Source organism: Roseixanthobacter finlandensis, from assembly GCF_043195105.2.
In the GTDB taxonomy this organism is placed as follows: domain Bacteria; phylum Pseudomonadota; class Alphaproteobacteria; order Rhizobiales; family Xanthobacteraceae; genus NCEH01.
Map to the genome: position 1 here is coordinate 194,626 of NZ_CM195536.1, position 21,604 is coordinate 216,229.

Sequence of the window (21,604 nt, forward strand, 5' to 3'; positions counted from 1 at the left end):
GCGACCACCGGTCGTGGGGTCGTAGGATCAGTCAAGGCCCATCTCCTTGAGCACCTCATTGGCGGTGCGGAAGCCGTCGATGGCGGCGGGAATGCCGCAATAGACGCCCACCTGAAGCAGGATCTCGACGATTTCTTCCTTGGTCAGCCCGTTGTTGAGGGCGCCGCGCACGTGCAGCTTCAGTTCGTGCGGACGGTTCAGGGCGCAGATCATGCCGAGGTTCAGGATGGAGCGCGATCGGCGGTCGAGGCCGGGGCGGTTCCAGATATTGTCCCAGCAATATTCGGTGGTCAGCACCTGCATCGGCCAGTTGAAGTCGGTGGCGTTGTCGACCGAGCGGTTGACATACTCCTCGCCCAGCACCTCGCGGCGAGTCTTGAGGCCTTTTTCGAATTTTTCGGAACGCGGACGCGTGTTGGCCATGGAAAGAGCTCCTTGAAAAAGCGCGTGCGAACCCGCCATCACCAGATGGAGGTGCCGCCGTCGATGGTGAGGGTGGATCCGGTGGCGAATGCCGATTTGTCGGACGCGAGCCAGAGAATGGCTTCGGCGATCTCCTCCGGCCGGCCCATGCGATGCATGGGGGCGCGGTCGTCGAGCGCCTTCTTCATCCCGGCGGGATCGGCGGATTGCGCGAACATGCGGTCGAAATAGGGGGAATGGACGGTGCCCGGCGCCACCGCGTTCACCCGGATGTTCTGGTCCACATGGTCGAGCGCCATGGCGCGCGTGAGCGCCACCACCCCGCCCTTGGAGGCCACATAGGCCGCGCGATCCGCGATCCCGACGCCGGCGGTATAGGAACCGGTGTTGACGATCGCGCCGCCACCCTGGGCGGCCATGACCGGAATGACGTGCTTGGAGCACAGGAACACGCCCTTCAGATTGACCGACATCAGCCGGTCCCAATCCGCTTCGGGGATGCTCACCACGGTGCCGGTGAAGCCGAACCCGGCATTGTTCACCAGCACATCGATGCGGCCGAACTGGTCCAGGGTGAAGGCCACGAGCGCGCGCACGTCGGCATCCTTGCTGACGTCGGTGCGGAGCGCGCGGGCGTTCGGGCCGAGGGCGGCGGCGGTCTCGCGCGCGGCCTCTTCATTGCTGTCGGCGATCACCACCTGCGCGCCCTCGCGCACGAACAGCGTGGCGGCGGCCCGCCCGATGCCGCTCGCCGACCCGGTGACGATGACGATTTTTCCGTCCATTGACATAGGTTTGTCCTTACGGTTCGTGGAGGCGCGGGGCGGCCGCGCACAGGCTCAGTGCTTGCCCAGCCCGGCATCGTCGAGCGAGGAGGCGGGCAGGCTGTCGAGGGGGGAGACCTCGCCGCGCTCGATCACATAGATCCGGTCGGCGAACGCGCGCAGCAGGCTGGGATTGGATTCGGTGATCAGCAAGGTGATGTCGCGATCGGCGTCGCGCAGCGCCCGCAGCGCGGTGCCGTAGCGGATCGCCAGCACCGGCGCGAGGCCCTGGAACGGCTCGTCCAGCAGGATGATGCGATCGCCGGCCATGAGCGCCCGGCCGAGCGCCACCATCTTGCCTTGCCCGCCGGAAAGGCCGGCGGCGGGCCGCTCGCGCATGTCCTTCAATTCCGGCAGCACGCCATAGACCCGCTCCAGGCGGCGCGCGATCTCGGTTTCCGGCAGGCGCATCACCTCGGCGGGAAAGCGCAAATTCTGTTCCAGCGTGAACGCCCCATAGAGCCTTCGGTCCTCCGGCGCATAGCCGATGCCGAGATAGGGCCGGCGATGGGGCGGCACCTGCGCCAGGCTGTTGCCGTCGAGCGTGACCTGCCCGGCGGTGATCTTCATGAAGCCCATGATGGACCGCAGGAGGCTGGTCTTGCCCGCGCCGTTGCGGCCGATGAGGGCGATGGTGGAGCCCTGGGGCATCTCAAGGTCCGCATGGCGCAGCACCTCGATGCCTTCGATCTGGGCGGAGAGCCGTTCGATCTTCAGCATGTCAGACCCCGATCACGTTCTTGCGCACGTCGGGATCGTTGAGCACATGCTCGGGCGTTCCCTTCAAGGCGATCTTGCCGCCGGTCCACACCGCCACGCGATCGGCGTAGCGGGAGACCACATCCATGTCGTGCTCGACGAAGATGGCGGTGGTGGCGCTGTGATCCAGCGCGCGGACCAGGGTATCCATGATGGAGAATTTCTCCCGGCTGGAGACGCCGCTGGTCGGCTCGTCCATGAACACGAGGCGCGGCTTGAGGGCGAGCGCGAGTGCGATGTCGATCAGCTTGCGCATGCCCTCGGGCAGTTCGCGCACCGGGCGGTCTCCCACGCCGCTGAGGCCGATCACCTCCAGCATGTCGCGCATCTCGTCGGCCTTGGGATGGCGGTCGAGCCGCATCCAGGGCCGCCACGTGCCCTCGCGGGCGGCGAGCGCGAGCAGCAGGTTTTCGAACACCGTATTGTCCAGGAACAGCTGCGGCAGCTGGAACGAGCGCCCGATGCCGCCACGCGCGATGGTGCGCGGGGCCAGCTGGGTGATGTCCTTGCCCTCGAAGATCACCGCCCCCGACTGCGGCTTGAGATAGCCGGTGCAGATATTGACGAAGGTGGTCTTGCCGGCCCCGTTGGGGCCGATGATGGCGATGCGCTCGCCCGCATGGGCGGTCAGCGAGGCGCCGTCGGCGGCCACCACGCCGCCGAAGCGCAGGCGCAGGTTCTCGGCCTTCAGAACGATCTGCCTCATGCCCCGCCCCTCTTCTTGCCGAAGCGCATCTGGGTCAGGCCCTGCGGCGCGAACATGATGATGGCGATGAGCGAGACGCCGAGAATGGTCTGCCAGTAATCGGCGGCGAACGCGGCGGCGTAATTGCGGACGACCTCATAGACGATCGAGCCGGCGAACGCGCCGACCACATTGCCCGCGCCGCCGAGGATGGCGATGAAGACGAATTCGCCCGAGCGCACCCAATAGGCGAATTCCGGCGCCACATGGCCCGTAACGATGGCGATGACGCCGCCGCCGAGGCCTGCGAGGCAGGCCGACACCGCATAGGCGATGTGCAGGATGCGGGCGCTGGAGACGCCGAGATATTCAAGCCGCGTCTCGTTGGACTTGATGGCCTCCAGCCCCTTGCCGAGCGGTGAGGCGAGATAGCGTCCGACCACCAGCGCCACCACGACGACGAGGGCGAGCGTGGTGTAGAACATCCAGAATTCGAACGAAACGCGCCCGAGCTTGAGGCCCGCCAGCGTCGGCCGCGCCACGTTGAGCCCGTCGCCGCCGCCGGTGATGGAATAGAGCTTCTCCAGCAGCGAGAAGGCGACCATGGACACCGCGAGGTTGATCATGGCGAAGAAGATGTCGCGATAGCGCACGGCGAAGAAGCCGAACGCCACCGCGATCACGCTCGCCACCAGTGCGCCGGCCGGCAGCAGCAGCAGCGTATCGAGCCCCAGGCGCGCCTGCACCAGGAACGCGACCGTATAGGCGCCGGCGGCATAATACAGGCCATGGCCGAATGAGATCTGCCCCGCCCGCAGCAGGACCACGACGCCGAGCACCGCAAGCCCCACGCCGAGCGCGATGGTGAGCATCACCGTGGCCCAGGGAATGAAGAAGGGCACGCCCGCGACCGCGCAGAAGGCGATCGCGCCGAACAGGAGGTCGAAGCGCATTACACCTTCCTCGTCTGGAGGGTGCTGAACAGGCCCTGCGGCTTGAACAGGAGCACCACGAACATGATCAGATACGGCATCAGCACGTCGAATTCCGGGGCGAGATAGACCGCGATGGAGCGCCCGAGCCCGATCATGAGCGCCGCCACCGCCGCGCCCTCGATCTGGCCGAGGCCCGCCGTTGCGGCCACCGCGAAGGAGAGGATGATCATGCCCGAGCCCATGCCGGGAACGAGCGAGGTCGAGCCCGAGGCCAGCGCTCCGCCGAATGCCGCGAGCGCGGCGCCGGCCATGAAGGTGAAGAGATAGACGCGGCTGGAATCCACGCCCATGGCCATGGAGGCCTCGCGGTCCTCGGTCACGGCCGTGACGATGCGGCCGATGCGGGTATAGCGCAGGATGAAGCGCAGCCCGAGCAGCACGCACAGCGCCACCAGCGGGATGACCGCAAGCTGATAGACCGAATAATTGATGCCGAGCACGTTCACCGTGCCGAGCAGGCTCAGCGGCGTATTCACGAAATACGGCTTCACGCCCCACGTGACCTTCTGCACGTCTTCCAGAATCATGAAGACGGCGAACGTCACCAGCAGCTGGAGCACCTGCTCCTTGCCGTAGATGCGGCGCAGAAGCGTCGCCTCCAAGAGGCCGCCCACCACCACGCCCACCAGGATCGCGGCGACCAGCATGGCCGGGTAGGAGAGCCAGGGGCTCCAGCCGGCGGTGGCGATCCAGATGCCCAGCGAGGCCGCCACATAGGCGCCGATGGCATAGAAACTCCCATGGGCCACGTTGACGATCCGCAGGACGCCGAAGATCAGGGAAAGTCCTACAGCGACCAGGAACACCTGGGCGCCGTAGGAGAGGCCATCGAGCATGGCCAGAAGGATGATGTCCAAGGACATGCGGACGGCCTCTCCGATCCCTTTACTTCGCCGCGGCGAAGGTTTCGATGGACGGGTTGTTTGCCATCGCGGGCTTGATCTTGCTCAGCCAGTCGGCCGACTTATCGCCGATGGGCGTGGTCACGAGCGCACCGGGATAGATCGAGATGTTGTCGAGCACCGCGAAGGGATATTGCGGCACGCGGATGGTGGTGCCGATGAGCTGGTCTTCCAGGCCCTGGTGATCGGCGCGGATGGTCACGTCGCTGGTGAGTCCGTGGAACTTCAGGTTCTGGAACGCGGCGAGCAGCTGATCCTTGGAAGGCCACTGGCCGTTATTGTCCTTGGCGGCCTTCACATAGGCGTCCTGGAGCGCGGCCATCGCCTGCGCCATGTGGAACACGGGATAGATCGGATAGGCGCCGGTCTTGTCATGATAGCGCTTCACGAAGTCCTGGAACGCCGCGTCCTTGAGATGCTTGGGGTGCAGGAAGTAATGATCGCCGCGTCCGCCGATGATGACGCCGGGGGGCACCGCGTCGCCCAGGCGCTCCAGCGAGCTTTCGCCGAGCGGCAGCACGAAGGTGCTCTGGGTCATGAAGCCGCGCGCCGCCGCCTGCTGGACGAAGGTGTCGAGATCGCCGCCCCACGAGGTGTTCACCACCACGTCCGGCTTCAGCGCCTGGAGGCGGGAAATCTCGGTGGAATAATCCGGCGCGCCGAACTTCGGGAACAGCTCCGCCACCACCTGGATATCGGGCTTCAGCGCCTTGAGCGCGGTGAGGAACAGGCCCCACTGGTCGCGCCCGGCGGCGTAGTCCTGGTTCACGCCGGCGATGGTCTTGAAGTTCGGCTTATTCTTTACGAGATACAGCGCCGCCGCCAGCATTTCCGCGCCGGTATGCGCCTGGGTGCGCACCGAATATTTGTATTTATTGTCCTCGAAGATGCGGGGCGAGCTGCAATCCCACAGGATGTTCGGGACTTCCAGATCCTCGGCCACCGGGCTGAGTGCGAGGCAATTGGCGCTCGAGACCGAGGCCAGCATGACCTGCGCGCCCTCGTTCAGCACCACGCGGCGATATTCCGACATGAGCTGGTTGGCGCCGGCGCCTTCGTCGATGACGATGGCCCGAACCGGCACGCCGAGGATGCCGCCCTTGGCGTTGATATCGGCGATCAGCATGTCCGCCGCATTCTTTCCCGGAACCCCGAACACCGAGGCGGGACCGGACAGGAAGGTGGTGATTCCGATCACCAGCTCCTTGGGTTTTTCAACCGCGGATGCCGGCGTAATCGCGAGTACGGCAGCGCTGAGCGCAGCCATGGCGGCCTTTGCAATCATGAACGTCTCCTCCAAGAAACCTGCAGCTTGTCGCTGATCTTGCGGGAAGATTGCCTGCTATCAGACAATCCGTCAACATGACAAAACGGGTTTCTTGAGCGGCAAGGCGCCGCCGCGCGGGAGGCTGTGGGAAACGGCGCGAAACCGGGGGGGAAATCGGCGCCGGCGAGCGCCTGCAAGGGCGCGCAAACGCAGGGATGCCCGGCGCGCGGCCGGGCATTTCGGGCGATGTCGGTCCGCTGCGAGTGAAGCCTTCAGGCCATCTCAGAAGGTGATCACGTGGCGCACCACCTTGCCCTGGTCGAGCAGGTCGAAGGCCGCGTTGATCTCCTCCAGCGGGCCAGTGCCGGAGAGCAGGCGGTTCACCGGCAGCTTGCCGCGCTCATAGAGGGCGATGAAGCGGGGGATGTCGCGCGACGGCACGCAGCTGCCCATGTAGCTGCCGTGGATCGTGCGCTCCTCGCCCACCAGGTTGACCGGCGGCAAGGTGATCTGGGAATTGGGATTGGCGAGCCCCGCCGTCGCCGTCTTGCCGCCGCGCCGGGTGATCTTGTAGGCAAGATCGAACGCGCGCACCGAGCCGGCCATCTCGATGGCATGGTCCACGCCGCCCTTGGTCGCCGCCTTCACCTTTTCCACGATGTCCGGATCGGTGGCGAGGAAGGCGTCGGTGGCGCCGAGCTCCAGGGCGAGGTCCAGCTTGTCCTGGGCAAGATCGATGGCGACGATGCGCGTCGCGCCGCACGCCACGGCCCCGAGCACCGAGGACAGGCCGACGCCGCCGAGGCCGACCACGGCCACGCTGTCGCCGGGGCGCACCTTGCAGGTGTTCACCACGGTGCCCACCCCGGTCATCACCGCGCAGCCGAACAGCGCCGCTTCCACCAGCGAAATGTCCGAATCGATCTTCACCACCGAGCGGCGCGAGACCACGGCATATTCCGCGAAGGCGGAAACGCCGCTGTGATGATAGGGCTGCGCGCCGTCGTCGCAATGGAATCGCCGCGCGCCGGACAGCAGCGTGCCGCGCCCGTTGGCGGCGTGGCCCGGCTCGCACAATTGGGCGCGCCCCTCCATGCACGGCATGCAATGGCCGCAGGTGGGCAGGAAGCTCATCACCACCTTGTCGCCGCGCTTCAGGTCGCTGACGCCCGCGCCGACCTCCTCCACCACGCCGGCGCATTCATGGCCGATGACCATGGGGGTCGGCCGCAGGCGGTCGCCGTTGATCACGGAAAGGTCGGAATGGCAAAGGCCGGCGGCGGCGATCTTGACCAGGACTTCGTCCGCGCCGGGCGGGTCCAGCTCGATGATCTCGATGCTCAGGGGCTTGTTCACGGCATAGGGGCGCTCGACGGGCGAGGCGCGCAGGACGGCGGCGCGAATACGCATGGCTTCCTCGATGAGTGTTTCCAGCACAAGGCTGCCCCGGCATTTTGATCTGGCTTGCTCGCCGGCTTGGTGCCGCCGCGGGTGGCCGGTGCGGGAAAATTATCGGCGCCAAATCTATCAGTCAATCAGACAATATTTTCCGGTGCGATTGACAGCGGTTTGAAGGCCATGCCTGTTATGGCAAAACGGGACCGCACGTTTGTCAGGCCGGGCGATGGACAATCAGGATCTACACATCACACGCCAAGCGGCAACATTGCGCCTCATGGTGGAAGAAAAGCTGCGCGCCGCCATCGCAAAAGGCCTGTTCAAACCCGGCCAGAGGCTGGTCGAGCGCGAGCTGTGCGAATTGATCGGCGTCGGGCGCACCTCCATTCGCGAGGCGTTGCGCCAGCTCGAGGCGGAAGGGCTGGTGCAGACCATCCCCCATCGCGGGCCCATCGTCAGCAGCATTTCGGCGCAGGAGGCACGCCAGCTCTATGAGATTCGCGCCCTGCTGGAAGGCTATGCCGGCCGGCAGTTCGCCGAGCGCAAAGATCCGCAGGCGGTGAAGGCGCTCGACAAGACCGTCAAGGCGCTGGTGAAGGCGGTGAAGGGCAACGAGCAATTGGCGCTTATCGAGGCGAAGAGCCAGTTCTACAAGGTGCTGATGGGCGGCGCCGAAAATGTCTTCGTCACGCAGATGCTCACCGGCCTGCACAATCGCATCACGTTGCTGCGCTTGACCTCCATGACCCAGCCCGGCAGGCTGGCGCGCAGCATCGCTGAAATCCGCGATATCTATGACGCCATCGCGGCCGGCGACGGGGATGCGGCGGAGAAAGCCTGCCGTTTGCATATCCAGGAAGCCGCGAAGGTCGCCCTCGCGGTGCTGGACGGCAGCCTTGCGTCAACGCCCGCCGCCCCGCCGAAATCCCCGCGCCGGCCGGTGACGGGCACGGCGCTCAAGGATCAGCCGCTCACGGCCGCACTGCTGATGGCGAGCCCGCTCACGGCCCCAGCGCTGAAGGATAAGCCGGCCAAGAACGCGCCGGTCAAGAACGCGCCGATCAAGGATCAGCCGGCGGCCGTCAAGGCCGGCGCGGCGCGGGCGGCTCGCCGCTAAGGCTCTGTCGCGGGAAGGGTGCGGCGCACCACCCCTAGGGCCGATCGACATTCATGGCGTGACGCTGTTCAGGAGAGATCGTCATGCACGGGCTTGTCCCGTGCATCCACGCGGCACCGTTGGTGCCAGCCGTTCAAGACCGGTGGGGTCGGCCCGGCGTGGGTGGCCGGGACGCGCCCGGCCATGACGCGTAAAGATGACGCCCGGTGAAAGAAAGACAATCGCGCGCACCCGACGTCAGGCGCCTCGACGATGCGCCACGCCGCTGAATGTCGATCGGTCCTAAGCCTGGTGCGCCGGCATGCCCGCCCATTTGGGGAACAGGCGTTCCAGCAGCATTTTTGGCAGGATCAGGCCGAACGCCATGGCCAGCAGGATCGCCGCCGCCGTGGTGCCGTCCTGGATCGGCGGCAGCAGCAGGGCGGGCGCGGCCGCGGGGCCGGTATTGAGCAGGGCGACCATGCCCGCCGCCATGCGGAACAGGAACACGCCGGGAATGAGCGAGACCACCGAGGCGAAGGCGAAGGCGGCGAACGGCAGGTGCAGGCGGTTCGCGATCGGCGTCACCAGGGTCGCCGCGATCAGGCACGCCACCAGCGCCCCGCCCGCAAGGCTCGCGCCGTCGGCGATGGCGAGCCAGCGGCTCGCATGGGCGATCATGCCGATGGCGACGGGGATGGGCAGCGTGCGCCACGGCATGGAAAAGAACGTGCCGAAGGCGGAGACGGCGATGCCGGCGGCGATCACGTCATAGGCGAGGGGAACCGGCGCCGATGACCCCGGCGCGGGCAGGCCCGCCTCGCCGAGCGCGAGCCCGGCGATCAGCCCCACGGAAATCAGCAATATGATCAGGCCGGCGAAGCCGAAGCGGGCGCCGCCGAGGCCGATGCGCATATGGGCGAGATCCAGCGCGCCGTTCAGCAGATGCGGGCCCGGCACCAGCACCATGCACGGGCACAGGGCGACCAGATAGAGATTGGCGCCCGGCAGCAGGTGGGAGGCCGCGGCCGCGACGCCGCCCGCGAGCAAGGCGGCGCACAGGGGCTGCGCCAGGAAATTCTTCGCGATGTGCGCGAGAAAGCGCCGCAGCGCCGCGCCCGCTCCGGCGCTGAGCGCGACCAGCGCCAGGGTGGTAAGATCGGCCGCGCCGAAGATGACGGAAAGCGCCGCCGCCCCGGCCGCCGCCAGCACCACGAAGCGCAGCGTCGAGGCCGGGGGAAGGTCGGCGATGGCTTCCAGCTCTGCGCGGACCCCCGTCGCGTCCAGGCGGGCGTCACACACCCGGTCGATGACGCCGAGCGTCAGCGTCACCTTGTTCATGTCCACCCCCGCCGGCGCGGCGGCGATGGCCTCCACGCGCGAGAGGCCGGAGGCGGTCGGCGCCTCCATGCGAATCACCAGCTCGCCCCAGGTGGGAAAGACCGTGACGCGAAGGCCGAGCGCGCGGGCGAACCGCTCCGCGTTCTGGACCGTCCGCTCGGTGGTCTGTCCGTTGGCATAGAGGAGTTTCGCGGCCGCACAGACGAGCGCGAAGGCGTCATCGGGGGAGGACGCCGGAGCAGGTAGCATCATGGCGCCTCAGACCGGAGGATAGGCGGGAAGATAGGCGAGCGCCGCGATATGGGCCGCGATATCGGCCGGGCGCGGAACCTGCGCGAGACCGTTGTCGAAGACATATTCGGCGATGCGCACCGCCACATGGAGCGAGGCTTTGCGGATGTCGCTCTGCGGCGGATAGATCAGGCCCTTGTCGAGATCCGCGTCGGTGACCTGCTCGGCCACCGCCTTGGCGGCGACGATGAACATGGCCTCGGTGACGCGGGTGGCCTCGGTGGCCAGCACCGCCATGCCCATGGCGGGGAAGATATAGACATTGTTGCCCTGGCCCGGCACGAACGTGCGCCCGGCGAGCTCCACCGGCGCGAACGGGCTGCCGCTGGCGAAGATCGCCTGCCCCTCCGACCAGCGATAGGCCTCGTCCGCCGTGCATTCCGAGCGCGACGTGGGATTGGAATAGGGGAAGATGATCGGCCGCGCGTTGATTTTCGACATGGCCTGGATGACGGCCTGGTTGAACAGCTTCGGCACCGTGCTCACCCCGACGATGCCGGTGGGCCGGATCGCCTCGATCGCCTCCACGAACGAACTCACCGGTGCATGGTCGTGGGCGAACGGCTTCTGGAAGCCGGCGATGTCGGTGCGGGAATTCACCATCAGGCCGTTGACGTCGAACAGCCAGTTGCGCGCCCGCGCTTCCTCGATCGTCGCACCCTCCAGCACCATGGCCTGGCTGATCAATTCGGCGATGCCGGTGGCCGCCGAGCCGCCGCCGAGGAACAGGAAGGTCTGGTCGGTCAGCTTCTGCTTCGAGATGCGCAGCGCGCCATAGATGCCCGCGACCGCGACCGCCGCCGTGCCCTGGATGTCGTCATTATAGGTGCAGATCTTGTCCCGGTAGCGCTCCAGGATCGGAACCGCGTTGATATTGGCGAAATCTTCCCATTGCAGGCAGCAGCGGGGATAAAGCTCGGTGACTGCCGTGACGAATTCTTCGATGAAGGCGTCATATTCGGCGCCGCGCACGCGGTTCTGCCGCAGGCCGAGATAGAGCGGGTCTTCCAGCAGCGCCGCATTATTGGTGCCGACGTCGAGCGTGATCGGCAAGGTCAGCTCCGGCGGCACGCCGGCGCACACGGTATAGAGCGAGAGCTTGCCCACTGGGATGCCCATGCCGCCGACGCCGAGATCGCCGAGCCCAAGAATGCGCTCGCCGTCGGTCACCACGATGAAGCGCACGTCCGCCTGCGGCCAATGGGAGAGCACTTCCTTCAGGCGGCCCTTCAGCGTGATCGGCAGGTACATGCCGCGCGTGGCGCGCAGCACGTGGTCGAACTTCTGGCACGCCTCGCCCACCGTCGGAGTATAGACCAGCGGCATGAACACCGCCGGATCGGACATCAGCACCGCATAGAACAAGGTTTCGTTGCGCGCCTGGAGGTCGCTCAGCAGCAGGTATTTCTGGAGGTCATTGTCGAGCTGCGCCAATTGCAGGTGGACGCGGGCGACCTGGGTTTCCAGCGTATCCGCGACCGGCGGCAGGAAGCCTTCCAGGCCGAGCCGCGCCCGGTCTTCCACGGCAAAGGCGCTGCCGCGATTGAGGATGGGGTTGTGAAGCAGCGCGGCCCCTTGCGGGGCGGTCTGGTTGCTCGGCGCGGGCATGGGGAACCTCCGGAAAGCGGTTGATCTTGCTGCGTTTAGTCGAAGCAGGGGGCGCTGGATGGCGCCGCCGCCTGGCGAAGGTTTGCGGCGCGGCCCTCGGCTGCACCGCCTGATGACTCTTCGCGGCGCCGCCTGCGGCTGGGCCGTTTCGGGAAGGCTCAGTGGCCTTCCTCCTGCGCGACATAGGGCTTCACCATCTTGGCCGGATCCACCACGCGCAGGAATTCTTCCTCGGTGACGAATTCGAGCGCCAGCGCCGCTTCCTTCAGGGTGAGATCGTTGTCCATGGCGTGGTGCGCGATCTTGGAGGCCTTGTCGTAGCCGATGACCGGGGCGAGCGCGGTTACCAGCATCAGCGAGCGGTCGACATATTCCTGGATCTTCCGGCGGTTGGGCTTGGTGCCCTCCACCAGGAACTTGCGGAAATTGGTGCAGCCGTCGGAAGCGATGGTGATGGAATGGGCGATGTTGAAGATGATCAACGGCTTATAGACGTTCATCTCCAGATAGCCGCTGGCGCCGCCGAAGCCGACGCTGACATCGTTGCCCATCATCTGCACGGCGATCATGGTGAGCGCTTCGGCCTGGGTCGGGTTGACCTTGCCGGGCATGATGGAGGAGCCGGGCTCGTTCTCCGGGATGATCAGCTCGGCAAAGCCGGCGCGCGGGCCGCACGACATGAGGCGGACGTCGTTGCCGATCTTGTAGAGCGAGGCGGCGAGCGTGCGCAGCGTGCCGGAGAATTGCACCAGAGCGTCATGGGCGCCCTGGACCGTGAACTTGTTCGGCGCGGTGACATAGGGCAGGCCGGTGAGGGTCGCGATTTCGTCCGCCACCGCCTCGGCAAAGCCCGGCGCCGCATTGATACCGGTGCCGACCGCCGTACCGCCGAGGGCGAGGCGGTAGACGCCCTTCAGCGCGTCCTGAAGGCGCTCGATATCGTCCGCCAGCATGCCGGCATAGCCGGACCATTCCTGGCCGAGCGTGAGCGGGGTCGCATCCTGCATGTGGGTGCGGCCGATCTTGACGATGTCCGCCCATTCCTCGGCCTTGGCCGAGATCGCGTCGTGCAGCGCCTGCACTGCCGGGATCAGGCGCTGGGTGGCGTTCACGCCCACCGCGATGTGCATGGCCGAGGGAAAGCTGTCGTTCGACGACTGCGACATGTTCACATGGTCGTTCGGGTGCACCGGCGCCTTGCTGGCGAGCGGCGTGCCCGCGAGCTGGCAGCAGCGGTTGGAGATCACCTCATTGACGTTCATGTTGAACTGGGTGCCGCTGCCGGTCATCCACACGTGCAGCGGGAACATGTCCCGGTGCTCGCCGGCGAGCAATTCGTCGCACACCTGCACGATCAGATTGTAGGGCTCTTCCGGGAGGCGCCCGCCCGCATGGTTCGCCCGCGCCGCCGCCTTCTTGAGAATGGCATAGGCGGCGATCATCTCGCGCGGCATCAGATCCGTGCCGATGCTGAAATGCTCGAGCGAGCGCTGGGTCTGTGCGCCCCACAGCTTGTCCGCCGGGACATCGACTTCACCGAGGCTGTCGGTTTCCTTGCGCATGTCAGTCACGTGAGGACCTCTGAGGTGGGATTGCGAGGGGCATCGGCCTTCGAGACGAGCACGCCGGCGCGGCGGTCAGGTGTCCCGGAGGGCGGTTGGACAGGCGGGTCTTGAAGGGGAAAATGCAGCGCGGATGGCCGGCACGGCACGCCGGGCGCGTGCATCTCTGGTTTGCGCATTGCCCGCGCACGCGGCCGTCCACGCGCCCGTCGCAGCGGCGGCGAGGCCGTGGATTTCGGCGGCTGCAATGGGCGCGCGTCTCATGAGGCGATAATCCGAACGGGAGAGAAAAGCCGAACAAAAGACGTTATAATGGACGCTATCTGCACCGCTGTTGTTTTTCAACACGGTCCGTGAAAAAGCTTATGGTTAATAAGTTGGGTGCGGCCGAAAATAGTCGTTGCTTCGATGCGTGGTGGAAAAATTCGACATTTGTGCGCCGCCAAACAAATCCGGCTTTCCCGCTCTTCCGCCTGTGGGCGAAGCGGCCTCCTAAAACCTCCTGTTAACGCCGCACTCCGTATCCCTGGAGACAACGCGGCCGGCTCGGCCGGCCCTCCGGGTCATGGACGATCATGCCTTCTTCAAACCGCCCTCCCAGAACCTACGAGCCATCCTTTTTCAACCCCGCGCCGGCCGGCGCCGCGCTGCCGGCGGGCCGTCCGCTGCTGCCCAAGGAGGCCCGAGAGGCCGCCTTTTCGCCCTGGGTCGCGCTGGAACTGGTGCCGAGCTGGCTGCGCCCGTTCACGCTGGATGAGAACACCCGCTTCACCCGCACGCCGGACCATTTCCTGCGCACCCGCCACGGCATGGGCGAATCGCCCAAGGTGACGTCCGCCCCTCCCGTGCAGGCACCGCCGGTCGCCCGCGAGGCGATGGCGCCCGAGGCGCCCGTTTCCGCCCCCGCAGCACCGAGCCCCGGCGCGATTTCCGGCCCCACCTCTGGCCCTACTTGGCGCTTTCTGGTGGAGGAAACCGAGCCCGAGACTCAGACCGCCAGCATGGCGTGGAGCGATGCGGCGGAACCGGCGGTGGCCTTGGAAACCCTGCGCGCGGCCGTCGGGGACGTCTCCGCCGTCGCGTTAACGGAGCTCGCGGAGACCACCGCGTCGGCGCCGGCGGAGCGCAGCGAGATCGCGTTGGCGCCGGCCGAGGATGCGCACGGTATCGATACGCCGGCCGAGACGGTGGGCGCTGAAGTGGCCGCGAGCCAGGAGAGGGAAGGCCAAAGCCGCGACATCCAAGAGGGCAAGGCACTGGCGGGCGACGTCCTGGGAGGCGAAGTCCTGGGAGCCGAAGTCCAGGTCGGAGACGTCCAAGGCCCTGACCTCCCGGTGAGCGCCGTCCCGGACATGGACGCTCCGGACCGCGCGGCGCACGCCATCGAAGGGCACGCAGGCGAGGCCGCCGGGAGCGGAAGCGACGAGATCGCCGCGCCGCTGGATGCGATGCCGCAGGATTCGATGCCGCAAAATGCAGCGCCGGAAGAGGCCGCGCTGCAAGAACAGATCCTCGCTGCCGCCGTGTGCGAGGTCCCGGCCGCGCGTGCACCCGAAGATGGCGTGTCCCCGCATGCGTCCGCCTCTGCCGTGCGCGATGACGTCGTGGACGGTACCACCGGGCAGGAGTTGACGCCGGAAGCGGTGGACGCGATGCACGTCGCCGCGCCGGCAGACGCTCTCTTTCAGGAGGTGCCTTTGCAGGACGCTCTCTTGCAAGATGCTCCTTTACCGGAGGGTCCCGAGGCGCCGTCCGAACCGCGCCCCGCGCGCGCCCTGCCGCAGACGCTGCTGAAGCTCGGCCGGCTCTTCTGCCTCGGCGAAGGGTTCAGCCTGCGCCCCGCTACGGAACAGGATCTGCTGCCCGTGCTCACGCCGCGCGACGCGACGGCGGACACAATGGCGGACGAAGAAACAAGCGGATTCGACGAAGCAACCGGGCGCAAAGAAACAGCGCGCGAAGAGACCGCGCACGAAGGGCCAGCCGATACGGCTCCGGTCGCGGCGATGATGGCGGACGAAGCCTCGACGAACGAGGCTTTGGCGAACGAGCAGCGCACGCACGAAGCGCAGGCGGACGAAGCGCGGATGGACGAAGCCTTCCCACCCCTCGCGCTCTCGCCCCTCGCACTTCCCCCAGCCGCGGCCCCGGTCCCGTCCACCATCGCCGAGCCGGCGATTGCGCCTGTGGACGTCGCCGCCGAACTTCCGGCCCCGGCGACCGCGCCGCTTCCCCTGGAACCGCTGTCCGCCATCGTCGGGGCGTCGTTCCATTGGGCGTTCCAGGGCCTGAATTTCCGGTCCGATATGGCCATGCCCCTGTCGCCCGCGCCGTCGCCCGCCGCTCCCCTCGCGAACCCTCCCTCAGTGCCGGTCGCATCGTCCGCCGCGCCGGTCCCCGCCGTGCCGTCGCGCGCGCTGGATGCCGGGGAGGAGGACGAGGCCTATGAATTGCCCGCGCTCGCGCTGCTGCGCGAACCGCCGGTGCAGGAGCCGGATTTCGAGCTTTCGGAAGAATTCCTCGACCAGAGCTCGGCCATCCTCCAGCAGACCCTGCGGGATTTCGGCGTGCGCGGCGAGGTGATCGACGCCAATCCCGGCCCGGTGGTGACGCTCTACGAGTTCGAGCCCGCGCCGGGCACCAAGTCCAGCCGCGTCATCGGCCTCGCGGCGGATATTGCACGGTCCATGAGCGCGGTGTCGGTGCGCGTGGCGGTGGTGGAGGGGCGCAACGTCATCGGCATCGAACTGCCGAACCGGCGGCGCGGCACCGTATGGCTGCGCGAATTGTTGGAGGGACCGCATCTCGACGAGGCCCATGCCAAGCTCGCCATCGCGCTCGGCAAGACCATCGGCGGCGCGCCGGTGATCGTCGATCTTGCCCGCATGCCGCATCTGCTGGTGGCCGGAACCACGGGGTCCGGCAAGTCGGTCGCCATCAATACCATGATCCTTTCGCTGCTCTACCGGCATTCGCCGCAGGCCTGCCGGCTGATCATGATCGACCCGAAGATGCTGGAGCTTTCGGTCTATGAGGGCATTCCGCACCTGCTGACGCCGGTCGTCACCGATCCGAAGAAGGCCATCATCGCGCTCAAATGGGCGGTGCGCGAGATGGAGGACCGCTATCGCAAGATGTCGCGGCTCGGCGTGCGCAACATCGACGGCTTCAACGCCCGCATGGCGGAAGCGCGGGCGAAGGGCGAGATCATCAAGCGCCAGGTCCAGGTGGGCTTCGACAAGGAGACCGGGGAGGCCCTGTTCGAGGAACAGGACATGGACCTCACCGCCCTGCCGTTCATCGTCATCATCGTCGACGAGATGGCCGACCTGATGCTGACCGCCGGCAAGGAAATCGAAGGCGCCATCCAGCGCCTCGCGCAAATGGCGCGGGCCGCGGGCATCCATCTGGTGATGGCGACCCAGCGTCCCTCGGTGGATGTGATCACCGGCACCATCAAGGCCAATTTCCCGACCCGCATCTCGTTCCAGGTGACCAGCAAGATCGACAGCCGCACCATTCTCGGCGAGATGGGCGCCGAGCAGTTGCTCGGCCAGGGCGACATGCTCTATATGGCGAGCGGCGGGCGCATCACCCGCGTGCACGGGCCGTTCGTGTCCGACGGCGAGGTGGAAAAGGTGGTGGCCCACCTGAAAGCCCAGGGCGGGCCGGAATATCTCGACGCCGTCACCAGCGAGGATGACGCGGAGGGGATCGGCGAGGGCGACGACGCGGTGTTCGACAAGGGCGCGCTCGGGGAAGCCAGCGGCGATCTCTATGAGCAGGCGGTGGCCATCGTCCTGCGCGACCGCAAGGCTTCGACCTCTTATATCCAGCGCCGGCTCCAGGTTGGCTACAACAAGGCGGCGAGCCTCATGGAGCGGATGGAGACCGAGGGCATCGTCGGCCCCGCCAATCACGCCGGCAAGCGCGAGATCCTCACCGGCGCCCGCACGCTCTGAGCCGGCTTGAAAGCAGGGGCCGCCGCCGGGCGGTCCCTGAGGCGGCTCAGGACCGAGGCACAGTCGGCTTGGCGCGCTTGCAGCAGAGCATCGTCATGCACGGGCTTGTCCCGTGCATCCACGCGGCACCGCTGGTGCCAGCCGTTCAAGACCGGTGGGGTCGGCGTCGGCGTGGATGGCCGGGACAGGCCCGGCCATGACGCGCAAAAGACGACGGCTGGTGAAAGAATGACATTCGCGCCGCTGAATCTCCTCAGGCCACCTCGTCGGCGGTCACCTGGAAGCTCGCGAGCGTGCACGGGCCGAACGAGGTGACGATGGCGACGTCGGTGGCGTCGCGCCCGCGCGCCATCAGGATGCGGCCGACGCGCGGCTTGTTGTGCCGGGCATCGAACGTATACCAGCGATCGCCGAGATAGACCTCGAACCAGGCGCTGAAATCCATCGCCGAGCCGTCCGGCGGCACGCCGATGTCGCCGAGATAGCCGGTGCAATAGCGCGCCGGCAGGTTCATGCAGCGGCACAGGGCGACGGCGAGATGGGCGAAGTCGCGGCACACGCCGCATTGCTCATTATAGGCGTCGAACGCGGTCTTGGTCGGGCGCGCATGGACATAGCCGAAGGTGATGCGCTGGTGCACGAAATCGCAGATGGCGCTGACCAGCGGCCAGCCCTTGGGCACATGCCCGAACAGCGACCATGCGATGTCGGACAAGCGGTCGGTCTCGCAATAGCGGCTGCCGAGCAGATAGAGCAGCACATCCACCGGCAGGTCGGAAAGCGCATGCTGCTGGGCATGCGGCGCGCAGATGTCCGCCTCGCCTGCGTCCAGAATCGTGAAATCGGTGTACATGGTCAGCCGGCCGGCCGGCGCATTGATGACGTGACAGAAATTGCCGAAGATGTCGTGATAGGTGTTGGCCGGGATCGGCGGATCGAACATCGCCCGGTCGGGATTCAGCAGGTCGCCGACCCGCGAGGGATGCACGCTCAGCGTCAGGATCATCGGGGTCGGCTGGGGGCAGTCATAAGCGATCCGATAGCCGGCGTGAATCTTCATCGAAAATCTCCGGCACCGGCGCGCGCAGGGCTGTGAGAGCCGCTGCCCGGCGCGCCGGCAAGGTGAACGTGATCTTGCAAGGTGAACGCGATCTTGTCTGAACGGGATCTTGTCTGAACGGGATGCCGTTGCGGCGCGATCCTGGGCGCGTGCCAGCATGTCGCCTGCCGGTTCGTCACCCCGTATCTTGCGATGCAAGACTAGCATCATCCGGCGCAAATGTTCGACGATTGTCGCGCTCGGCAGGAAAATGGCTGGTTAAATATAGGGCAGCTCCGCATGTGGATTGAAAACACGCCCGCAGAGCTGCCGATGCGCGCGACAATAGTCTATAGCTGGAGCGCAGCACCTCGCGGGACGCACGCTTCTCTTTAATTAGCCACCAGAAGAGCCCGGAAAAAAGATGGCGGACACTCTATTGGCAGCCGACGAGCCGTCGCCGGTCACGGTGCACAACGCGCAGGCGCCGTCCTCGTTCCTGATCGTCGCCGATCATGCGGGAAATCGCCTGCCGCGCGCGCTCGGGCAGCTCGGGCTTTCGGACGCGGACTGCGCGCGCCACATCGCCATCGATATCGGCATTGCCAGGGTCTGCCGGCACCTGGCCGATGCGCTGGGCGCGACGCTGATCCAGCAGGATTATTCCCGCCTGGTGATCGATTGCAACCGCCAGCCGGGAACGCCGACCTCCACCCCCATCCTCAGCGAGAGCACTAAGATACCGGGAAACATCGACCTCGGGTCCGAGGATGCGGCGCGGCGCGAGGGCGAGATCTTCCGCCCCTATCATGATCGCATCGCCGCCGAGCTGGATGCGCGAGCGGCCGCCGGCCGCCCGGCGATCCTGATCGCCATGCACAGCTTCACGCCGGTCTATCTCGGCATCGCGCGGCCGTGGCACGCGGGCGTGCTCTACAATCGCGACCCGCGCCTCGCCCGCGCCCTGTTCGCCATGCTGGAGCGCGAGCCGGGGCTGGTGGTTGGCGACAACGAGCCCTATTCGGTCAGCGATGCGTCCGACTACACGATCCCGATCCATGGCGAGCGGCGCGGCCTGCTCCATGTGGCGGTGGAAATCCGCCAGGATCTGATCGCAGAAGCGGCCGGGCAGGCGGCCTGGGGCGCGCGCATGGCGCACCTGCTGGTGTCCGCCCTTGCGGCCCTCGGCGAACCCGAGCCGGTGGCCGCCGCCTCCTGACGCGCGATGGGCGCCGGCTCGGACTTGACTGTAAGCCGGCGCGCCTGCGCAGATGTGGTGCGGAGCACACGCGCGGGACGTGGCGGGGGAACCCAAGCACGATCTTCACCGTTGGTGGCGTGTTTCCCAGCCTGGAGGGCAGCATGGGCATCTTGTGGACCATCATCATCGGCTTTATCGCCGGCATCGTCGCAAAGCTGATCTATTCCGGCCCCAACGAGCCGCAGGGCTTCATCCTGACCACCGTGCTCGGCATCGTCGGCGCCCTGGTGGCGACCTATCTCGGCCAGGCCATCGGCTGGTATCAGGCGGGCGAGGGGGCGGGCTTCATCGGCGCGGTGGTCGGTGCGCTGATCGTCCTGCTGGCCTGGGGCCAATTGGCGCGTCGGGCCTGAGCCTCACTCCTCCGGCAGGCGCCGCAGCGGACGGTCCGCGAACGAGGGCGGTGCCGGGGGTGCCGCCCACGAACGGATTCCAAGGTCGCTGACAGGATCCGCCGGGCGCGCCGGCGCCGGCTGGGGCGTGACCGCGGGGGTGGCATTTTCCGGCGGCGCATTTTGCGATGCGGTATTTTTGGACGCGGCATTTTCCGATGCCCCCTGCGCGGGCGCGGCACTCGGCGTCTGAGGCCGGGCGGTGGCGTGCACGCACCGGGCCGCGAAGCGGGCGCGCACGCCATTCATGTCCCGATAGGCGAAGCGCGCCTCGAACGCGGTACGCCCGCGGCCCTGGGCGCGGATGAACAAGGTGCCCTGGTCCGGCAAGGTCCGCAGCAGCCGTTCCGGATCGGGGGCGAACAAATCCTGCCGGTTGGCAGCCACGTGCCATGTGCCCGTGACCGGCGCCGCGCCCTCGATGCGGTAGGTCACCCGTGCCGTCGCATCCGGCAGCACGAGGGCGGGGGACGAGACCATCATATCCAGCTGGCCGTCGAAACAGCGCAGCGCGAGGATGGACTGGTCCTTCTCGACCCAGATGGAGGCCGAGATCTGCGGGCGATCATCGGCCGGGGATCGCGATTCGATGATGGTCCAGTTTTGCGGAACGGGCGGTAGCGGCCGGGTGGCTTCGGGGCAGGCCTGTCCCGCGCCCGGGCTCGCAACCGGCGCGCACGGGGCCTGAATGCCCGTGCCGGTGGGCTGGGCCAGCGCACCCGTGCTAGCGAGTGCGGCCACGAGGATGGCGCTCCAGACGCGGGACAGTGACGCTCTCCGACTTGCTCGCGATGATGTGGCAAGGCACTCATAGAGCGAACCGCGCGCGTTTCCAATCCAAGGGTGCTCCAATCGGGGGTGCTCCAATCGGGCACTCCAATCCGGGGGCGCGGCGCGCGCCGCGTCGGTCGAAGAGAAAAAACGTGATTCCCTGGCTTCTGCTCGACACCGCTGAAGTGCCCGATGGCGGCGGAACCTTGCGCCTGATGCGGCGCGGCACCGAATTCTCCATCATGGCCGGCGCCACCGAGCTGATGAACAGCCGCCTCAGCGGATCGGAGGAGGCGCTTGCCGCCCTCGCCAGCGCGCGGCTGCTCGCGTCGCCGGCGCCGCGTGTCCTGATCGGCGGGCTCGGCATGGGGTTCACCTTGCGGGCCGCGCTCGCCGCGTTCGGCCCCGAGGCGCGGATCGTGGTCGCCGAGCTGGTGCCGGCGGTGGTCGGCTGGGCGCGCGGCCCGATGGCCGCCCTCTATGGCGATTGCCTCGCCGATCCCCGGCTCGAACTGTGGACCGGCGACGTCGCCGCGCTGATCCGCGCGGAGGTGGACGCGTTCGACGCCATCCTGCTCGATGTGGACAATGGGCCGGACGGCCTGACGCGGGCCGCCAACGACAGCCTGTATGACGCCGCCGGCCTGCGCGCGGCGCTGCGGGCGCTGCGGCCCGGCGGGCTGCTCGCGGTCTGGTCTTCCGGGCCGGATGCGGGCTTCACCCAGCGCCTCAAGCGCAGCGGATTTGCCGTCGAGGAGGTCCGGGTCCGGGCGAACGGAAAGCGCGGCGGCGCCCGCCATGTGATCTGGGTCGCCACCAAGGCCGCGCGCCGCGCCTGAGCACGGCGCGTGCCCGGGTCTCGCCCCTTCGTCGGCTCCGCACGCGGCCCGGATTCATGTTGGGCGAACGTTCGCGCGAAATGGCGGTTTCATCGGCCGGAAAGCCGCGGAGGAGCCCCACCGAACCCCTGTTCGTCCGCGCTAAGTCCATGTTTCACGTGAAACATTTTCAAAAAAGCGGCCGTTCCA

General features: G+C 67.1%; 17 protein-coding genes and 1 pseudogene. 5 read left to right on the top strand and 13 right to left on the bottom strand.

The genetic code is table 11. From position 1 onward, the window contains the following. Positions 1 to 27 precede the first annotated feature (27 nt). The 8 genes from V5G24_RS01010 to V5G24_RS01045 all read right to left on the bottom strand — a co-directional run bounded on the left by V5G24_RS01010 (position 28) and on the right by V5G24_RS01045 (position 7,265). The gene (locus V5G24_RS01010; protein ID WP_394070074.1) at positions 28 to 423 is read right to left on the bottom strand and encodes a carboxymuconolactone decarboxylase family protein; all 396 of its coding nucleotides are present in this window, start codon (positions 421 to 423) and stop codon (positions 28 to 30) included. Between the two features lie 38 nt (positions 424 to 461). Further along, on the bottom strand, positions 462 to 1,208 hold the full coding sequence (locus V5G24_RS01015) for an SDR family oxidoreductase (protein ID WP_394078693.1): 747 nt from the start codon (positions 1,206 to 1,208) through the stop codon (positions 462 to 464). 54 nt (positions 1,209 to 1,262) lie between these two features. Continuing rightward, positions 1,263 to 1,967: an ABC transporter ATP-binding protein gene (locus V5G24_RS01020; RefSeq protein WP_394078695.1), complete on the bottom strand. Its 705-nt coding sequence runs from the start codon at positions 1,965 to 1,967 to the stop codon at positions 1,263 to 1,265. Position 1,968: 1 nt separating this feature from the next. Further along, on the bottom strand, positions 1,969 to 2,712 hold the full coding sequence (locus tag V5G24_RS01025) for an ABC transporter ATP-binding protein (protein WP_394078697.1): 744 nt from the start codon (positions 2,710 to 2,712) through the stop codon (positions 1,969 to 1,971). Further along, on the bottom strand, positions 2,709 to 3,644 hold the full coding sequence (locus V5G24_RS01030) for a branched-chain amino acid ABC transporter permease (protein WP_394078699.1): 936 nt from the start codon (positions 3,642 to 3,644) through the stop codon (positions 2,709 to 2,711). Before V5G24_RS01030 ends, V5G24_RS01025 begins: the two co-directional genes overlap by 4 nt. Next, positions 3,644 to 4,549, bottom strand: a complete 906-nt coding sequence (locus tag V5G24_RS01035; RefSeq protein WP_394078701.1) for a branched-chain amino acid ABC transporter permease — start codon at positions 4,547 to 4,549, stop codon at positions 3,644 to 3,646. Before V5G24_RS01035 ends, V5G24_RS01030 begins: the two co-directional genes overlap by 1 nt. A gap of 22 nt (positions 4,550 to 4,571) precedes the next feature. Further along, entirely contained in the window at positions 4,572 to 5,873 is a 1,302-nt protein-coding gene (locus V5G24_RS01040) for an ABC transporter substrate-binding protein (protein ID WP_394078703.1), read from the bottom strand. A gap of 264 nt (positions 5,874 to 6,137) precedes the next feature. After that, positions 6,138 to 7,265 (bottom strand): zinc-dependent alcohol dehydrogenase family protein, encoded by a 1,128-nt coding sequence (locus V5G24_RS01045; protein WP_394078705.1) that lies wholly within the window; start codon positions 7,263 to 7,265, stop codon positions 6,138 to 6,140. A gap of 214 nt (positions 7,266 to 7,479) precedes the next feature. Here V5G24_RS01045 and V5G24_RS01050 point away from each other — a divergent pair. Further along, a pseudogene (locus V5G24_RS01050) lies at positions 7,480 to 8,157 on the top strand (GntR family transcriptional regulator); the annotation flags it as partial. A 495-nt stretch (positions 8,158 to 8,652) separates the two neighbouring features. Here V5G24_RS01050 and V5G24_RS01055 read toward each other — a convergent pair. The 3 genes from V5G24_RS01055 to fumC form a co-directional block, all read right to left on the bottom strand. After that, positions 8,653 to 9,942 (bottom strand): threonine/serine exporter family protein, encoded by a 1,290-nt coding sequence (locus V5G24_RS01055; protein WP_394078707.1) that lies wholly within the window; start codon positions 9,940 to 9,942, stop codon positions 8,653 to 8,655. A gap of 6 nt (positions 9,943 to 9,948) precedes the next feature. After that, positions 9,949 to 11,589, bottom strand: coding sequence for an NAD-dependent malic enzyme (locus V5G24_RS01060; RefSeq protein ID WP_394078709.1), 1,641 nt, complete (start codon positions 11,587 to 11,589; stop codon positions 9,949 to 9,951). Between the two features lie 158 nt (positions 11,590 to 11,747). After that, entirely contained in the window at positions 11,748 to 13,151 is a 1,404-nt protein-coding gene (fumC, locus tag V5G24_RS01065; RefSeq protein ID WP_394080303.1) for a class II fumarate hydratase, read from the bottom strand. Between the two features lie 575 nt (positions 13,152 to 13,726). On the opposite strand from fumC, the gene V5G24_RS01070 reads away from it, so the two are divergent. Next, positions 13,727 to 17,113: a DNA translocase FtsK gene (locus V5G24_RS01070; RefSeq protein ID WP_394078711.1), complete on the top strand. Its 3,387-nt coding sequence runs from the start codon at positions 13,727 to 13,729 to the stop codon at positions 17,111 to 17,113. A gap of 253 nt (positions 17,114 to 17,366) precedes the next feature. Here the strand turns inward: V5G24_RS01070 and V5G24_RS01075 are convergent, their stop codons facing one another. Next, the gene (locus V5G24_RS01075; protein ID WP_394078713.1) at positions 17,367 to 18,173 is read right to left on the bottom strand and encodes a transglutaminase-like domain-containing protein; all 807 of its coding nucleotides are present in this window, start codon (positions 18,171 to 18,173) and stop codon (positions 17,367 to 17,369) included. A 403-nt stretch (positions 18,174 to 18,576) separates the two neighbouring features. On the opposite strand from V5G24_RS01075, the gene V5G24_RS01080 reads away from it, so the two are divergent. Continuing rightward, positions 18,577 to 19,371: an N-formylglutamate amidohydrolase gene (locus V5G24_RS01080; protein ID WP_394078715.1), complete on the top strand. Its 795-nt coding sequence runs from the start codon at positions 18,577 to 18,579 to the stop codon at positions 19,369 to 19,371. 143 nt (positions 19,372 to 19,514) lie between these two features. After that, on the top strand, positions 19,515 to 19,766 hold the full coding sequence (locus V5G24_RS01085) for a GlsB/YeaQ/YmgE family stress response membrane protein (RefSeq protein WP_394078717.1): 252 nt from the start codon (positions 19,515 to 19,517) through the stop codon (positions 19,764 to 19,766). A 3-nt stretch (positions 19,767 to 19,769) separates the two neighbouring features. Here V5G24_RS01085 and V5G24_RS01090 read toward each other — a convergent pair whose 3' ends face one another. Then, complete coding sequence (locus tag V5G24_RS01090) at positions 19,770 to 20,546, bottom strand: hypothetical protein (protein WP_394078719.1); 777 nt, start codon at positions 20,544 to 20,546, stop codon at positions 19,770 to 19,772. Positions 20,547 to 20,728: 182 nt separating this feature from the next. On the opposite strand from V5G24_RS01090, the gene V5G24_RS01095 reads away from it, so the two are divergent. Further along, a complete protein-coding gene (locus V5G24_RS01095) occupies positions 20,729 to 21,415 on the top strand; it encodes a polyamine aminopropyltransferase (RefSeq protein ID WP_394078721.1) in 687 nt (228 codons plus the stop codon). Positions 21,416 to 21,604: the final 189 nt, after the last annotated feature.

Bases quoted from the DNA above. Each gene is read 5' to 3' on its own strand.
- V5G24_RS01055 (WP_394078707.1), bottom strand. From the start codon at position 9,942: ATGATGCTACCTGCTCCGGCGTCCTCCCCCGATGACGCCTTCGCGCTC.
- V5G24_RS01025 (WP_394078697.1), bottom strand. From the start codon at position 2,712: ATGAGGCAGATCGTTCTGAAGGCCGAGAACCTGCGCCTGCGCTTCGGC.
- V5G24_RS01030 (WP_394078699.1), bottom strand. From the start codon at position 3,644: ATGCGCTTCGACCTCCTGTTCGGCGCGATCGCCTTCTGCGCGGTCGCG.
- V5G24_RS01010 (WP_394070074.1), bottom strand. From the start codon at position 423: ATGGCCAACACGCGTCCGCGTTCCGAAAAATTCGAAAAAGGCCTCAAG.
- V5G24_RS01040 (WP_394078703.1), bottom strand. From the start codon at position 5,873: ATGATTGCAAAGGCCGCCATGGCTGCGCTCAGCGCTGCCGTACTCGCG.
- V5G24_RS01070 (WP_394078711.1), top strand. From the start codon at position 13,727: ATGCCTTCTTCAAACCGCCCTCCCAGAACCTACGAGCCATCCTTTTTC.
- V5G24_RS01080 (WP_394078715.1), top strand. From the start codon at position 18,577: ATGGCGGACACTCTATTGGCAGCCGACGAGCCGTCGCCGGTCACGGTG.
- V5G24_RS01035 (WP_394078701.1), bottom strand. From the start codon at position 4,549: ATGTCCTTGGACATCATCCTTCTGGCCATGCTCGATGGCCTCTCCTAC.
- fumC (WP_394080303.1), bottom strand. From the start codon at position 13,151: ATGCGCAAGGAAACCGACAGCCTCGGTGAAGTCGATGTCCCGGCGGAC.
- V5G24_RS01075 (WP_394078713.1), bottom strand. From the start codon at position 18,173: ATGAAGATTCACGCCGGCTATCGGATCGCTTATGACTGCCCCCAGCCG.
- V5G24_RS01060 (WP_394078709.1), bottom strand. From the start codon at position 11,589: ATGCCCGCGCCGAGCAACCAGACCGCCCCGCAAGGGGCCGCGCTGCTT.
- V5G24_RS01085 (WP_394078717.1), top strand. From the start codon at position 19,515: ATGGGCATCTTGTGGACCATCATCATCGGCTTTATCGCCGGCATCGTC.
- V5G24_RS01015 (WP_394078693.1), bottom strand. From the start codon at position 1,208: ATGGACGGAAAAATCGTCATCGTCACCGGGTCGGCGAGCGGCATCGGG.
- V5G24_RS01045 (WP_394078705.1), bottom strand. From the start codon at position 7,265: ATGCGTATTCGCGCCGCCGTCCTGCGCGCCTCGCCCGTCGAGCGCCCC.
- V5G24_RS01020 (WP_394078695.1), bottom strand. From the start codon at position 1,967: ATGCTGAAGATCGAACGGCTCTCCGCCCAGATCGAAGGCATCGAGGTG.